The sequence below is a fragment of the Peptoniphilus indolicus genome, from assembly GCF_900454665.1.
In the GTDB taxonomy this organism is placed as follows: Bacteria; Bacillota; Clostridia; order Tissierellales; family Peptoniphilaceae; genus Peptoniphilus; species Peptoniphilus indolicus.
Genome location: NZ_UGTH01000001.1, coordinates 452,174 through 465,924 on the forward strand (window position 1 = coordinate 452,174; position 13,751 = coordinate 465,924).

A 13,751-nucleotide genomic window follows, 5' to 3' on the forward strand; every position below is an offset into this window, starting at 1 on the left:
CTCTATTTGATTCGAAATAAGCCATTTATAATTTTTATAGATAAATTATTATATCGATTTACAGAACATAAATTACCAGAAATGAGTGGCTCATTAGTATACTTTATAATTCTGAGTCTATTCCCATTTATTATAGCACTTTTAAATACATTAAAGTTTACAGGTATTTTATCACCTGATGCAGTTTTAAGCTATATAGAATATCTTCCTGATGATATTTCTTCAATAGTCTTGAGTTTTTCTCAAGAACTTTTAAATTCAAGCTCAAGCAGATTGTTCATAGTTTCTATATTAGCAGGTCTATGGACTTCTTCAAACGGCATCAATCAATTACTAAACAATGTAAATGCCGCTTATGGATTTAACAAAAAACGTTCTTTTGTTGCTGCAAAATCTCTTTCATTGATATTTGCAATAGCGCTAATTTTAATGGTCATACTACTTATGATAACTCAAGTTTTCGGTGGTTTAATTCTTGATTATATATCTAAAACAATAAATTTGGACTTAGATTTTAAGCAAATCATTAAAATACTTAGTTTAATCATACCTGTGGTATACATGTTAATTATGTTTACAGCCCTATATAAATTCGCACCATCTAGTCAAATAAGAAAGATGTTAAGTTTTAAATTAGTAGTGCCGGGGGCTGTCTTTACAACAATCGGTGTCATTCTTATGACCATATTATTTGGTTCCTACGTATCAAACTTCGGAAAATATTCTGTAACTTATGGCTCTCTTGGAGGTATCATAGTCATGTTAATTTGGATATGGCTTGTAAGTTTAATCATACTTATAGGTGGAGAAATAAATGCAATTAATTTTTCTCGTAAATATTTCCCTGAATCTTCAGTTTGGCCTCGTAACGAATCAATTTTAAAAGGTATATTGACAGATGAAAAATATACTGATTTAGATGTTGATTAAATATTGTGTGTGGTTGCAACAAGTGCAGCCACTTTTTTTGCGCCATTTTCTTTTAACGCTCTTGCAACTTCATCTATGGTAGAGCCCGTAGTTATGACATCGTCAACTACTATTATATTTTCAGGTAGTTTACCTGTGACTTGAAATACATCCTTTAAATTTTTATATCTATCTAAACTTGTAACTTCAATTTGTTTCTTAGTTCTCTTAATCTTTTTAATTGGCTCTATGAATTTTAAAAGAATATCCTCCGAGACTTTCTTTGCCAATATCTTTGATTGGTTATACCCTCGCTCCATTACATCTATTTTGTGCATAGGTACATAAGTTATCGCATCATATTTTCTATATAGTCGCGTTTTTAAAAGTTTTTCAGTCATAATTTTAGATAACACATCCGAATAATAGACACAATCTCTAAACTTATAATCTATTAGAATTTCTCTTAAAAGACCTACATATTCGCCACATACTACAACATCATCTGCATAATCAAGTTTTTTATCCCAAATTACATCCAACCTTAAATTTGAATAGCATGATTCGCACAAATTATATTTATAAATTTTCTTATGTGAGCATTTTAAACATCCTGTATCAAACATTCTACTTTACCTTGTAATTTTTCTTTCAAACTTGAATACCTTAGAGATATTCTATTATTTTTTACCATCTGTTCAACATATTTATAATTTCCAACTAGTACCACAAGTTTTTTAGCTCTTGTTATAGCAGTATATAATAAATTTCTTGTCAACAATATCGGTGGCGCAAAGTGAATTGGCATTACAACAACTTCAAATTCCGAGCCTTGAGATTTGTGAATTGTTGTCGCATAAGATAGTGTCAGTTCATCTAAATCTGTATATTCATATTTTACTTTCTTAGTATCATCAAACAAAACAGTTAAACTCTTATCTTCCTCGTCCACTGACATTATTTTTCCAATATCTCCATTAAAAACGCCACTGCCTTTTTCAAAATAAAATTCCGATTCTATTTTGTACTCAAGATTATAATTATTTTTCATCTGCATAACTCTGTCTCCAATTCTGAAGATGCTGCCATTGTAATCTATCGCCTCTCCTTTCGGATTTAGTGTATTTTGCAATTCCTTATTTAAATTATTTACGCCACAAATCCCCTTTTTCATAGGTGCAAGCACTTGAATATTTTCTTTGTCTATTGAATAGTAATCCGGCAATCTCTTATGCACCAACTCTACAATAGTCTTTAAAGAAGTTCTCTCATCTTCGCTGTATATTGTAAAGAAATCTCCATTATTTGTTATCGGTGGAACTTTTCCATTATTTACCATGTGAGCATTTTTAATTATATGAGACTCTCCTGATTGTCTGAAAATTTGATTTAAATTTACAACGGGTATTACTTTTGAATTTATTAAATCTGACAATACATTGCCCGCTCCTACAGAAGGTAACTGATCTTTATCTCCAACTAAAATAAGCCTTGTCCCTATAGAAATTCTATTTAATAAATTCTCCATTAAATTCAAATCCACCATACTGACTTCATCTACTATTAATACATCACATTCAAGATTTTCTTCTGATTGGTATCCGTAATCTATGTATTCACTATCAGAAACTGTCAACTCTAACATCTTGTGTATTGTTTGCGCTTCTCTTGAAGTGGCTTCTTTCATTCTCTTTGCCGCTCTGCCTGTAGGAGCAGCTAAAAAGACTTTCTTTTCCATTAACTCAAACAATTCTATAATCACCTTTAATGTAGTAGTCTTTCCTGTCCCCGGTCCTCCTGTAATTATTGTTATCCCATTCCTTACAGCTTCTCTGGCAGCTTTTTCTTGATTTTCAGCTAATGTGATTTTTTGTCTATCTTGTACTTCTTCAATGAGTTTATCTACATCTTCATTCGTATGTTCGTACTTCAATATATCTTTTATCTTACCGGCGATATAGTTTTCAGCTTTTAGATATGGTGCAAAATAACACCTTATTGGATCACCATTTTCAAGTTTAAATCTGTCGTCTAAATTCAAAACTTCTACTTCGTTGTAGAGTTCTTCTTCCGCCTTATTCACTAGTAGTTTTGTTCTCTTTATCAGTAAATCTATTGGAAGATAACTGTGTCCTTCAAGAGTTGCCATGTATAGAGCATATTTAAGCGCCGCCTTTACTCTTAAATTGCTCTTGCTGAAATCCCCTATTTTCATAGCTATTTCATCAGCTTTTTTAAACCCTATTCCCCTTATATCTTCTGCCAATCTATATGGATTTTCTCGTACCATAGATATTGAATTATCACCATAATTCTTGTATATCTTCATAGATAAAGAAGTTGAAATGCCATATTCAGAGAAAAATATTATTACTTTTCTAAGTCCTTGGTCTTTTTCCAACTTTCCCAAAATTTTTCTCAGCTTCGCCTTTCCTATACCTTCAACCATTATAAGCTGCTCAGGACTTTTTTCTATTATGTCTAAAGTTTTCTCTCCAAATCTTGCATATATCTTTTTTGCCATAGCCTTCCCAACATAAGGTATTGCCCCACTTGTGAGATAGTTTATAATTCCCTTTTCTGATTTCGGTAGTATTTCTCGCACATTTTGAAAATTAAATTGCTCTCCGTATTTTTTGTGAAAAGTAAAATCCCCTTCAAGTACATACTCCATCTGTTCTTTAAATTCAAGTGCACTTCCAGTTACCGTTATGTAATCATCTTCCGTATAAAATCTGGCAACAGTATATCCATTTTCATCATTTCTATATACAATTTTTTCTAAAATCCCTTTGATTTCTATCATAATTTTCACCATATTAGAAAAGGACTGTTGCCAGTCCTATCTTATAAATAAGTTTTTAATTTCTCTACTTTATCCAGCTTTTCCCAAGGAAGATCTAATTCATTTCTTCCAAAGTGTCCATAAGCTGCCACTTGTTTATAAAGTGGTCTTTGTAAATCTAAATTCTTAATAATCGCTGCCGGTCTAGCATCAAAGTTTTCAAGAACTATATTTTCAAGCTCTGCATCTGATAATACACCAGTTCCAAATGTTTCAACATATACTGATGTAGGTTTTGAAACGCCTATTGCATATGAAAGTCCTATTTCACATTTTTTAGCAAGTCCTGCTGCAACCAAGTTCTTGGCTATATATCTTGCAAAATAACTAGCTGATCTATCTACTTTTGTAGGATCCTTACCGGAGAATGCTCCTCCGCCATGTCTTGCATACCCCCCATAAGTATCAACTATTATCTTACGACCTGTAAGCCCTGCATCTCCCATCGGTCCCCCAACTACAAATCTGCCTGTAGGGTTTATATAGATTTTAGTACTTTCATCCATCATGTCTTTATCCACGATAACTTCAATTACTTCTCTCTTTAAATCTTCTCTAATTTGCTCTAAGCTAACTTCCGGATCATGTTGTGTTGAAATTACAATAGTATCTATCCTCTTAGGTACACCATCTATATAGTCGATACTCACTTGAGTTTTTCCATCCGGCCTTAAATAATTTAAAGTTCCATTCTTTCTCACTTCAGTTAATCTCTTTGCAAGAGCATGAGAAAGAGAAATAGGAAGTGGCATGTATTCATCAGTTTCATCACAAGCAAAGCCAAACATCAAACCTTGATCTCCTGCTCCAAATCCATCCAATTCGTCAATGCCTTCTTCTTTAAATCTATCAACACCCATTGCAATATCAGGACTTTGTTCTTTTATTGCAGAAAGGACAGAACAAGTTTCGCAATCGAAACCTATCTTTGCTCTATCATATCCAATTTCTTTTAAAGTTTCTCTAACTACTTTAGTAAAATCAACATAAGTTGAAGTTGTTATCTCCCCTGTTATTAAAATCATTCCTGTACTTGCAACAGTTTCACAAGCTACTCTAGCATTTTTATCCTTTTCCAGGATAGCATCTAAAATCGCATCAGAAACTTGATCACACACTTTATCGGGATGACCTTCAGTAACAGATTCCGATGTAAATGTCCATTTTTCCATAAATGCTTCCCCTCCATAATATTGAGTATATCATTGATTGACAAGTAAATAAAGCTTATACTACACCTAAATTCTTAAGAATTGCAATTCCTGCTGCAAATGTAAATAGAGAAAGTGCATAACTCAAAGTTATAATTTGTGAAGTCATGAGTTCATCAGAACCCAACTTTTTTCCCATTACAAAACAATTTATTGCACAAGGAGTCCCAAACAATATATATGCTACAACTATTTCAGAACTGTTGAAATTTAATTTAAATGCCAAAGGAAGTAAAATAGTTGCTCCTATTACATTCTTTATTAATGCACTTATACTTACCAATATTAGATCATTATTTCTTGTATTAAAATTAAGACTTCCTCCAATCATTATTAAAGCCAGTGGCGTATTTAAATTTCCTAAAACTTTTATTCCTCTTTCCAATGTACTCGGTATAGAAAAATTTATATATCTAAGTATCAATCCAATAAACATTGCAACTATAACCGGATTTTTTAAAACTTTAATAATTAATTCAGATATAATTATGTCATTTTCCGAATAATATGTTAAAAATAAAGTTCCTATTATATTAAAAAGAGCAACTCCAAATATCATTGCCGCCAACACTGATGCCATTTGATAATCCGGCTTTATAGCTTTTAAAATTGGTACACCTACATATAAAAAGTTAGACCTATAAGCACAATGTACAAAAGCCGACAATTTTTTATTATCTTCTATAAAAAATCTGGCTATAGCCCATGTTCCTCCAAACATAACAAGTACGCCTAATAAAAGATAAATTATATAGTTTAAATTTATTCCACTTAAATCCGAACTTTTAACTTCCATAATTAAGCTTGCGGGCATTGTTACATAAAATATTAAATTTGTGGACTGATTTATAAATCTATCATCTATTATTTTTATTTTTTTTAAAAATAATCCTGTAAACAGTACAAAAAATAATGGGAATATAACATTTATTCCCAATATAAAATTATTCACTCCATCGCTTCCCTTCTATTTTATTATAGCAAATAAAAGGCCCTTATTGAGCATATTAATCCAAGTTTTAAAATAAAAAGGGGCTTATGTAAATAAATTTGGTTATTTAAATCTGTAAAAATATTAATTTAGAAAATTGTTATACAAAAAAGGACTACTCGAGTAGTCCTTTAATTTAGCTAATTTTAATTAGGGATTAATACCATCCTCTTAATTTCATAGCTGTATCTATTGATTTGATTGCATACATGTAAACAGCTTCTCTTAATGTTACTTTGTATTCATCAGCTACTGAGAAAACACCTTCGATAGCTTTCATCATGTCTGCTTCTTGTTTTTCTTCTACTTCTGCTTCTGTCCAGTAGTATCCGTATTGGTTTTGTACCCATTCATAGTAAGATACTAGAACTCCTCCTGAGTTAGTTAAGATGTCCGGTGTTAATTCGATTCCTTTTTCTACTAAAACTTTGTCTCCTTCTGGTGTTGTTGGACCGTTTGCAGCTTCACAGATCAATTTAGCGTTTATTGTTTTAGCTCTTTCGCCTGTGATTACATTTTCTAATGCTGCCGGCACTATAATGTCATATTCTTTTGTCCAGAATTCTTCTTCAGTTATTCTTTCTGCTCCCGGGAATCCAATTAATGTTTTATGTTCAGCTTTGTATGCTGCTAATTCTTTGAAGTCTAACCCGTTTGCATTGTAAAGAGCATAGTTTCCTTCATTTCTGTCCCACTCAGCGATTGCACAAACTTTTCCGCCTTGTCTTTCAATGTTCTTTACTGTAAATTGACCTACATTACCAAAACCTTGAACAGCTATTTTAGCATCTTCCATTTTGATTCCGAATCTCTTTGCAGATTCTCTTACTACTACAGCTACTCCGAATCCTGTTGCTTCGTTTCTTCCTTCACTACCACCAAATGCTACCGGCTTTCCTGTAAAAGTTCCGATATCCATTCTTTCGCCATTTAATTTTACATATTCATCTACAAACCAACTCATGATTTGTCCGTTAGTGTTTACATCTGGTGCTGGAATATCGATTCTGTCTCCAAGATATTTATAAAGACCTCTTACATATCCTCTTGCCAGTTGTTCTAATTCTCTTTCTGATAGTTCTGCCGGATCTACGCAGATTCCACCCTTTCCTCCGCCGTATGGTAAGCCTAGTGCTCCACCTTTAAATGTCATCCATAGAGAAAGAGCTTTAACTTCATCCATGTTTACATTTGGATGGAATCTAACTCCACCTTTTGATGGACCTACAGCGCTTGAGTGAGCACTTCTCCATCCTTTGAACACTTTAACTGTACCATCATCCATTTTTACCGGAATTGAGATTTCAATTACTCTTTGTGGTTCTTTTAATAGTTCATATACTGCCGGATCGCATCCCAATTTTTCACATGCTACTCTTACTTTTTCTTGTGCCGCTACTAACGGATTAAGTGTATCTGTCATTTTATCTCTCCTTATTTACTATACACAGTGATCTCTCACTTGCTTATGTACTTCCACATTACGAAATATATTGGTAATGTTTTCAACAATTTGATTATACCAAATAAAAATTTTTAAAACAACCGATAAACGAAAGAATTTTTTTATACCACTCTTTCGTTTATAACTTTATTTTATTGGCTTATTTATCATTTTTGAGTATTATTTACCACTTCTCCGCAGTTAAGTGCAAAATAAGCTATGCTTATTAAAAGCCCACCCAATATATTTCCTACTGTAGCCGGTATTATATTGTGAAGTGCCATTGCAAAAGTTATTTCCTTTGATAAACTCATCCCCAGTGTAAACACTGTCATATTGGCAATGGAGTGCTCAAATCCAAGTGCAACAAATGGTAATATGCACCAAAAAATCATTATTAACTTGCCTGATTCTGACTTTAACTTATAACAAGTTAAAACTGCAAGACAAACTAATATATTACAAAGTATACCTCTAAATAAAATTTCCATAGTAGTATGGTGTGCCTTTGCAATCGCAAGTTGTACTATTGCATCTCCTATGCTTTCATTTCCAAGGCCTGTTCCCAAAAATAGCCCACTTAATAAAAGCGCACCTAAGAAGTTGCCAAAATATGAAAATATACATACAGTAATAGCTTCTTTAGTGGATATGCCTTCGTTATATGCACCTGAAGACAAAACTAATATGTTCCCTGTGAATAAATCTCCACCTGCCATCATTACTAACGACAACGCCATAGTAAATATAATACCACTAAACACTTTGCTCAAAGGAAAATCCAGACTGCCAAAGACAGCCCCGGATAACCCCATACTTAAAACTCCAAACCCTATATACATACCTGCAAGTCCTGAGGTCGTAGCATATATAAGTTTGGAGTTTTTATACATTCCAACTTTTCCTCTTGCCGCATTTGAAAGCGACAATGTCAATTCTTTATACATTAATCCACCTCATGGTGGATTGTATAGCCTTTATGTCAAATATTAGTCTAATTTAAAGTTTTCTTCAGGTTCATCTATATGAATTAAAGCTATAAATTCAGGCCCAACATGTGCACCTATTATATGCCCTATCTGTTCCACTCTAATATTTTCAGGATTCATACTAAAATTCTTTATAATGGCATTCTTTACTTTTACCGCATACTCTTCAGAATCTCCATATACTATAAAAACAGGTTGATTTAAAACTTCCGGTCTTAAATTTTCTAAAAGTTTCTTCAACATATTTTTATCTCCACGAACCTTATCTATTACTTCTAACTTGCCATTTTCAGGAATTACTCTTAACATGGGGCGAATATTTAAAAGTCCACCTATTATTGCACTACTTCTTGAAACTCTTCCGCCCCTCATTAAAAATTCTAATGATGTTACGGAAAAATTTTCTTTTATAGTCCTCTTATAAAATTCAAGTAATTTCATTATCTGTTCAAAAGTTGCACCGCTATTTGCAAGTTCAGCTGCTTTTTCAACCATATATCCCAAGCCAGCTGTAGCAAGTTTTGAATCAAACACATGGATTTTTTCACCATATTTTTCATTTACCTGATCTGCAATCAACTTAGCAGCATCATAAGTTCCACTTAACCCAGAAGATAAGCTTATATATATTATCTCTTGACCTTGTGAAGCATATTTTTCAAAGGTTTCTTGGTAAATTTGATTTGAAACCTGACTAGTCATAAATACTTCTCCGGCTCTCATCCTCGAGAACATTTCATCTATTGATAATTCTCCATCGAAAAATATTTGTTCATCATTATTTATATACATGGGTAACATTTCAACATTAAGTTTTTTTAACTTTTCTTTTAAAATATCACAACCACCATCTGTAACTATCTTTATACTCATATCAAACCTCAATAATCTATTTTAGGCAGTCCTAAATCTTTTTTGACTGCTACCATTCTTATTATAAATACTATAAGTGCAGATAAAATCATAACTTCATCTAAATCTAACATATTTCTAAAAACTAGATAGCAACATGCTCCTAAAAGAGACGCCGAAGCATATATCTGCTCCCTAAATATTGATGGAGTTCTATCTGCGAAAACATCTCTTATAACTCCACCACCAACGCCTGTTATCATTCCTGAAAAAATCAACAAAAATTTAGCATCAGTGTACCCAAGCTTTAAAGCTGCATTTATTCCTGTAACTGTAAAAGCACCAAGCCCTATTGCATCAAAATATATCATGATATTTTCAAAATTTTCCATTGTCTTAGAACTCAATAGATCAGTTTTAAAATAACATATTACAAAAATTATTATTGATGATACCACTGATTGTACCGCAAAAGATGGATCAGTAAACATATTAGGGGGATGGTATCCTAAAATTATATCTCTTATGCAACCTCCCCCAAGAGCTGTTGTAACTCCTAGCACTATGGTTCCCATCAAATCCATTCTCTTTCTTATTCCCAACATTGCGCCGGAAAAAGCAAAAGCTATTGTACCTATTATTCCTAAAATCAAATCTATTTGTTGATAACTTGGCATCTCGCACCTACTTGATTCTTTTCACTAATTCTTTCAATTCGTCAGTGTTGTTGACAATATAATCAGCTCCTGCATCAATAAGTTCTTTTTCTTCCCCATATCCCCATTTTACACCTATGGATTTTAAATTCAACTCTTTGGCGCCTTTAATATCATAGAACCTATCACCAATCATATATGTCTCTTCTGAGTCATACTCACCTATATTTTCCAATACATATTTCAAAACTTTTGCCTTTGTGTTTCTCGACCCATCCATTGCCGCCCCACCTACAAAAGCAAAATATTTTTCTAAATCAAAATATTTTATTATATCTCTGGCACTTTCTTCCAACTTTGAAGTTCCAACTGCTAATACATGCTCTTTTGATAACTCTTTTATAGTTTCTTCAACCCCAGCATATATTTTATTCATACTCTTTCCATTTTTAGCATAGTGTTCTCTATAAAAAGCCAATGCTTTGTCAGCTTCTTGTTCAGCGAAACCTAAACTATTTCTAAAAGTATCTTCTAATGGAGGTCCTATAAACTTTTCTAATTCTTTTACATTAGGAACTTCTAATCCCATCTTTGTAAGAGAGTATTCAAAACTCTTAACTATTCCCTTTCCAGACTCTATTATAGTTCCATCTAAGTCGAATATTATTAACATCTTTACGCCTTCTTCCTAAAGTAAAATTAACTTCTAAATAAAAAGATTACCCCTTTAGTATATCCAAAAAGGCAATCTTTGAAAACTTATATTTATTAGTTAGTTAAAAATTTTTCCAGAATTTCTTTTGTAGTTCCACGAATTCATCTAAAGACATCGGCTGTAATTTAGCAAATAATTCCATTTGAGATTTCATCATCTCAACATAAAATTTATCCTTCCCATTTTTAAGTTCTATTTTTCTATTTGAATTTATAGTAGCAGGTATTTTTGAAGTATCATCACTATTAGGCGAATGTACTTCAATTATCATCTCACCAAAATTATTATTTAATTTAGGTTTTGTCTTTATATTTATCTTTCCAAAATCTCCTTGAACTAATTCTCTTTTCTTTCTAAGCTCAATTTCATTTTTTAAATTATCAGATAAATCTCTCTCTTTAGAAATTTCTATAAATATCCCTTGAGTTTTTATCAAAAGTATTTCATCTTCAATCTTTTCAAGCTCATTTCCATCTAACTTTTCTTTTAATAAGTCAGGTAATTTTTCAAGATACTTATACACCTCCAAAGACACTATTATTCTCCCCTTATTTATTTCTAGATATGCTCTGTCTTTTACTTTTGACAAAAAGATTTCATCTTGATATTTTATCCAAATATAATCGTCTTTTTCCAATCCAAAATACAAATCAAATTTTGAACTTAAATTTTCTGGCTCATTTAAAATAACTATATTATTTTCTATTAATTTAATATACCTATTATCATCAGTTAAATTAAGTCTGTATAACATGATATTCCTTTCTAAAAGCCTCTCATCATACCCGGCCTAAAGTTCTTTCTCTTAAGAGTTTCATCTATTTGAGCAATTAATGCCTCTTTATCTCTATTCAAAGTTCCCCCTAATAGAACATAATTAGAAGCATGATTAGACCTGAAGACAGTCCCCTCTGAATCTACATTCTCTAAAAATTTTCTCATTTCAAATAAAATTTGCTCTGCTGTAGGCATTTCAAATTTTCCAGCAGCATAATCTTTGTATAAACTTGCATTTTCATACAATCTAATAGTCAGGTAACTCACATAATCAGGTTTAGTCTTGGTTATCAAATCTGCTGTACCCAAAGCATTTTGCTCCCACTTGGCAGTTCCTCCAAGTCCGGCTATTATAGTTATAGAAGATTCAAAGCCAACGCTGTGAACTTTCTTCATTGCCTCTAAATAATCCTGTGTTGTAAGACCTTTATTTATATCTCTTAGTATCTCTTCATCTCCACTTTCAAAACCTATATACAACATTTTAAGTCCATTATCATAGAGTAATTTGAGTTCTTCTTCAGACTTTAAATTTATATCCTTTGCTGTCGCATACGAAGATATGCGCTTTACATTAGGCATATTTTCATTAATGTAATTTATCAGCTTTAATAACTTGTCAGTTGGAATGATAAGTGCATCTCCATCTGCTATAAATACTCTTTCATAGTAGTGGAAATAATCTCTATCTTCCTCTAAATCTGCAATTACATCATCTATATCTCTGATTATAAACGGCTCATCTTTGTACATATAACAAAAAGTACACTTGTTGTGTGAACATCCTATAGTAGCTTGAATTATAAGTGACCTTGCCTCACTCGGCGGTCTAAATACATTTCCGTAATATTTCATTTAATTCCCTTTCCATGAGATTTTAAAAGCTCATCTTTAATTTCCCATAATTTTTCTGATAAGTCTACAATATACTCTTGCGGATTGTCAAATCTTTTAACTTCTTCCCAAATAGTTTCCACTTCTTCTTGAACCTTATTTCTTATCTCTTCTATACTAGGCAATTCGTAAACTAATTTCCCCTTTTCATAAATCGGGACTAATAATGACTTGGCTGTAAAATTATTCAACCTCTTTCTCTTCCAAGTGTATATTGGATGGAATATTTCATATTCTTTACTATCATCAATCACTTCGTCATGTAATGTTATTACATCCGCCATTGCAATTCCAGTTTCATTATCATACAATCTATACAAATTTTTAAAGCCTGGGTTTGTAATCTTACTTACATTTTCAGATATTTTTATCTTTGGTATCATTTCTCCATCTTCAAAAACTGTTGTCAATTTATAAACGCCACCAAAAACCGGAGAACTCTTAGATGTAATTAATCTCTCTCCAACTCCAAAAGAATCTACTTTTGCACCTTGTAATAATAAATTTTGAATGGTAAATTCATCAAGAGAATTAGAAGCCATTATTTTGCAATCTTCAAATCCTGCATTATCCAACATTTTTCTTGCTTTCTTAGTTAGATAGGCCATATCACCTGAATCAATTCTTATTCCTTTTGGCCTGTATCCCTTTGGCAATAACACTTCATTAAAAACTTTTATAGCATTTGGTATTCCTTCTTTCAAAGTATCAAAAGTGTCCACCAGCAATAGACAATTATCAGGATAAATTTCAGCAAACTTTTTAAAAGCTTCATATTCACTATCAAACAGTTGCACCCATGAATGTGCCATAGTTCCCATTGCCGGAACACCATAAGCTTTTTCAGCCAGTGTATTAGCTGTTCCAACGCATCCTCCTATGTAAGATGCCCTTGCCCCAAGCATTGCTCCTGAATGTCCTTGAGCCCTTCTGGACCCAAACTCTATTACAGGTCTTCCCTCTGCAGAAATACAAATTCTATTCGCCTTAGTTGCAATCATAGATTGATGGTTAATAGTTAATAACAACATTGTCTCTATAAATTGAGCTTGTATCGCCGGTCCTTTAACTATCACTAAAGGTTCATTTGGAAATATAACAGTTCCTTCAGGAATAGCCCAAACGTTACATTCAAACTTAAAATTCCTCAAATACTTCAAAAACTCAGAGTCAAACATACCTTTCTTTTCTAAAAAAGCTATATCCTCATCTGTGAAATTTAAATGTTCAAGATACTCCACCATCTGTTCAATTCCCGCTAATATAGCATAACTTGCATTGTCCGGAACAGATCTAAAAAATAAATCAAAACTGACAATCTTATCCTTTAAATTTGATTTAAAAAATCCATTGCTCATCGTAAACTCATAAAAATCTGATAATAATGTGTAGTTATTTTTATCTCCGTCTATATCCCTCATATTATTCACCTAACCCTTTTAGTAATTAAAACAATTATATATTTATT

13 protein-coding genes are annotated in these 13,751 nt (G+C 32.2%); 1 reads left to right on the top strand and 12 read right to left on the bottom strand.

Going from position 1 to position 13,751, the window contains the following annotated elements:
• Positions 1-6 precede the first annotated feature (6 nt).
• Positions 7-930 (top strand): YihY/virulence factor BrkB family protein, encoded by a 924-nt coding sequence (locus DYE58_RS02225; protein ID WP_245946036.1) that lies wholly within the window; start codon positions 7-9, stop codon positions 928-930.
• On the opposite strand, the gene DYE58_RS02230 is transcribed toward DYE58_RS02225, so the two are convergent.
• The 12 genes from DYE58_RS02230 to DYE58_RS02285 form a co-directional block, all read right to left on the bottom strand.
• Positions 927-1,535, bottom strand: coding sequence for a ComF family protein (locus DYE58_RS02230; RefSeq protein WP_004818998.1), 609 nt, complete (start codon positions 1,533-1,535; stop codon positions 927-929). The two genes, DYE58_RS02225 and DYE58_RS02230, sit on opposite strands and share 4 nt — an antisense overlap.
• On the bottom strand, positions 1,514-3,715 hold the full coding sequence (gene recD2, locus DYE58_RS02235; RefSeq protein ID WP_040552078.1) for an SF1B family DNA helicase RecD2: 2,202 nt from the start codon (positions 3,713-3,715) through the stop codon (positions 1,514-1,516). The genes DYE58_RS02230 and recD2 overlap by 22 nt, the downstream gene beginning before the upstream one ends.
• Positions 3,716-3,756: 41 nt before the next feature.
• A complete protein-coding gene (gene metK / locus DYE58_RS02240; RefSeq protein ID WP_004819002.1) occupies positions 3,757-4,926 on the bottom strand; it encodes a methionine adenosyltransferase in 1,170 nt (389 codons plus the stop codon).
• Positions 4,927-4,981: 55 nt separating this feature from the next.
• The gene (locus tag DYE58_RS02245) at positions 4,982-5,917 is read right to left on the bottom strand and encodes an AEC family transporter (RefSeq protein WP_115311978.1); all 936 of its coding nucleotides are present in this window, start codon (positions 5,915-5,917) and stop codon (positions 4,982-4,984) included.
• 196 nt (positions 5,918-6,113) lie between these two features.
• Entirely contained in the window at positions 6,114-7,379 is a 1,266-nt protein-coding gene (locus DYE58_RS02250) for a Glu/Leu/Phe/Val family dehydrogenase (RefSeq protein WP_004819006.1), read from the bottom strand.
• Positions 7,380-7,567: 188 nt separating this feature from the next.
• Positions 7,568-8,347, bottom strand: a complete 780-nt coding sequence (locus DYE58_RS02255; RefSeq protein WP_004819008.1) for a formate/nitrite transporter family protein — start codon at positions 8,345-8,347, stop codon at positions 7,568-7,570.
• A 42-nt stretch (positions 8,348-8,389) separates the two neighbouring features.
• On the bottom strand, positions 8,390-9,262 hold the full coding sequence (locus DYE58_RS02260; RefSeq protein ID WP_004819011.1) for a DegV family protein: 873 nt from the start codon (positions 9,260-9,262) through the stop codon (positions 8,390-8,392).
• 8 nt (positions 9,263-9,270) lie between these two features.
• Positions 9,271-9,918: a trimeric intracellular cation channel family protein gene (locus DYE58_RS02265; RefSeq protein ID WP_004819012.1), complete on the bottom strand. Its 648-nt coding sequence runs from the start codon at positions 9,916-9,918 to the stop codon at positions 9,271-9,273.
• Positions 9,919-9,925: 7 nt separating this feature from the next.
• Positions 9,926-10,570 carry an HAD hydrolase-like protein gene (locus tag DYE58_RS02270; RefSeq protein ID WP_115311979.1) on the bottom strand — a complete coding sequence of 215 codons (645 nt, stop codon included), beginning with the start codon at positions 10,568-10,570 and terminating at the stop codon, positions 9,926-9,928.
• 103 nt (positions 10,571-10,673) lie between these two features.
• Positions 10,674-11,366: a hypothetical protein gene (locus DYE58_RS02275; protein WP_004819017.1), complete on the bottom strand. Its 693-nt coding sequence runs from the start codon at positions 11,364-11,366 to the stop codon at positions 10,674-10,676.
• 11 nt (positions 11,367-11,377) lie between these two features.
• Positions 11,378-12,244 (bottom strand): B12-binding domain-containing radical SAM protein, encoded by an 867-nt coding sequence (locus DYE58_RS02280; protein WP_004819019.1) that lies wholly within the window; start codon positions 12,242-12,244, stop codon positions 11,378-11,380.
• Entirely contained in the window at positions 12,241-13,704 is a 1,464-nt protein-coding gene (locus DYE58_RS02285; RefSeq protein ID WP_004819020.1) for a nicotinate phosphoribosyltransferase, read from the bottom strand. The genes DYE58_RS02280 and DYE58_RS02285 overlap by 4 nt, the downstream gene beginning before the upstream one ends.
• Between the last annotated feature and the right edge of the window lie 47 nt (positions 13,705-13,751).

Excerpts from the sequence above, each read along its gene's own strand:
- DYE58_RS02255 (WP_004819008.1), bottom strand. The coding sequence starts at position 8,347 with ATGTATAAAGAATTGACATTGTCGCTTTCAAATGCGGCAAGAGGAAAA.
- DYE58_RS02250 (WP_004819006.1), bottom strand. The coding sequence starts at position 7,379 with ATGACAGATACACTTAATCCGTTAGTAGCGGCACAAGAAAAAGTAAGA.
- DYE58_RS02285 (WP_004819020.1), bottom strand. The coding sequence starts at position 13,704 with ATGAGGGATATAGACGGAGATAAAAATAACTACACATTATTATCAGAT.
- DYE58_RS02265 (WP_004819012.1), bottom strand. The coding sequence starts at position 9,918 with ATGCCAAGTTATCAACAAATAGATTTGATTTTAGGAATAATAGGTACA.
- DYE58_RS02280 (WP_004819019.1), bottom strand. The coding sequence starts at position 12,244 with ATGAAATATTACGGAAATGTATTTAGACCGCCGAGTGAGGCAAGGTCA.
- DYE58_RS02260 (WP_004819011.1), bottom strand. The coding sequence starts at position 9,262 with ATGAGTATAAAGATAGTTACAGATGGTGGTTGTGATATTTTAAAAGAA.
- DYE58_RS02270 (WP_115311979.1), bottom strand. The coding sequence starts at position 10,570 with ATGTTAATAATATTCGACTTAGATGGAACTATAATAGAGTCTGGAAAG.
- DYE58_RS02275 (WP_004819017.1), bottom strand. The coding sequence starts at position 11,366 with ATGTTATACAGACTTAATTTAACTGATGATAATAGGTATATTAAATTA.
- DYE58_RS02230 (WP_004818998.1), bottom strand. The coding sequence starts at position 1,535 with ATGTTTGATACAGGATGTTTAAAATGCTCACATAAGAAAATTTATAAA.
- recD2 (WP_040552078.1), bottom strand. The coding sequence starts at position 3,715 with ATGATAGAAATCAAAGGGATTTTAGAAAAAATTGTATATAGAAATGAT.
- metK (WP_004819002.1), bottom strand. The coding sequence starts at position 4,926 with ATGGAAAAATGGACATTTACATCGGAATCTGTTACTGAAGGTCATCCC.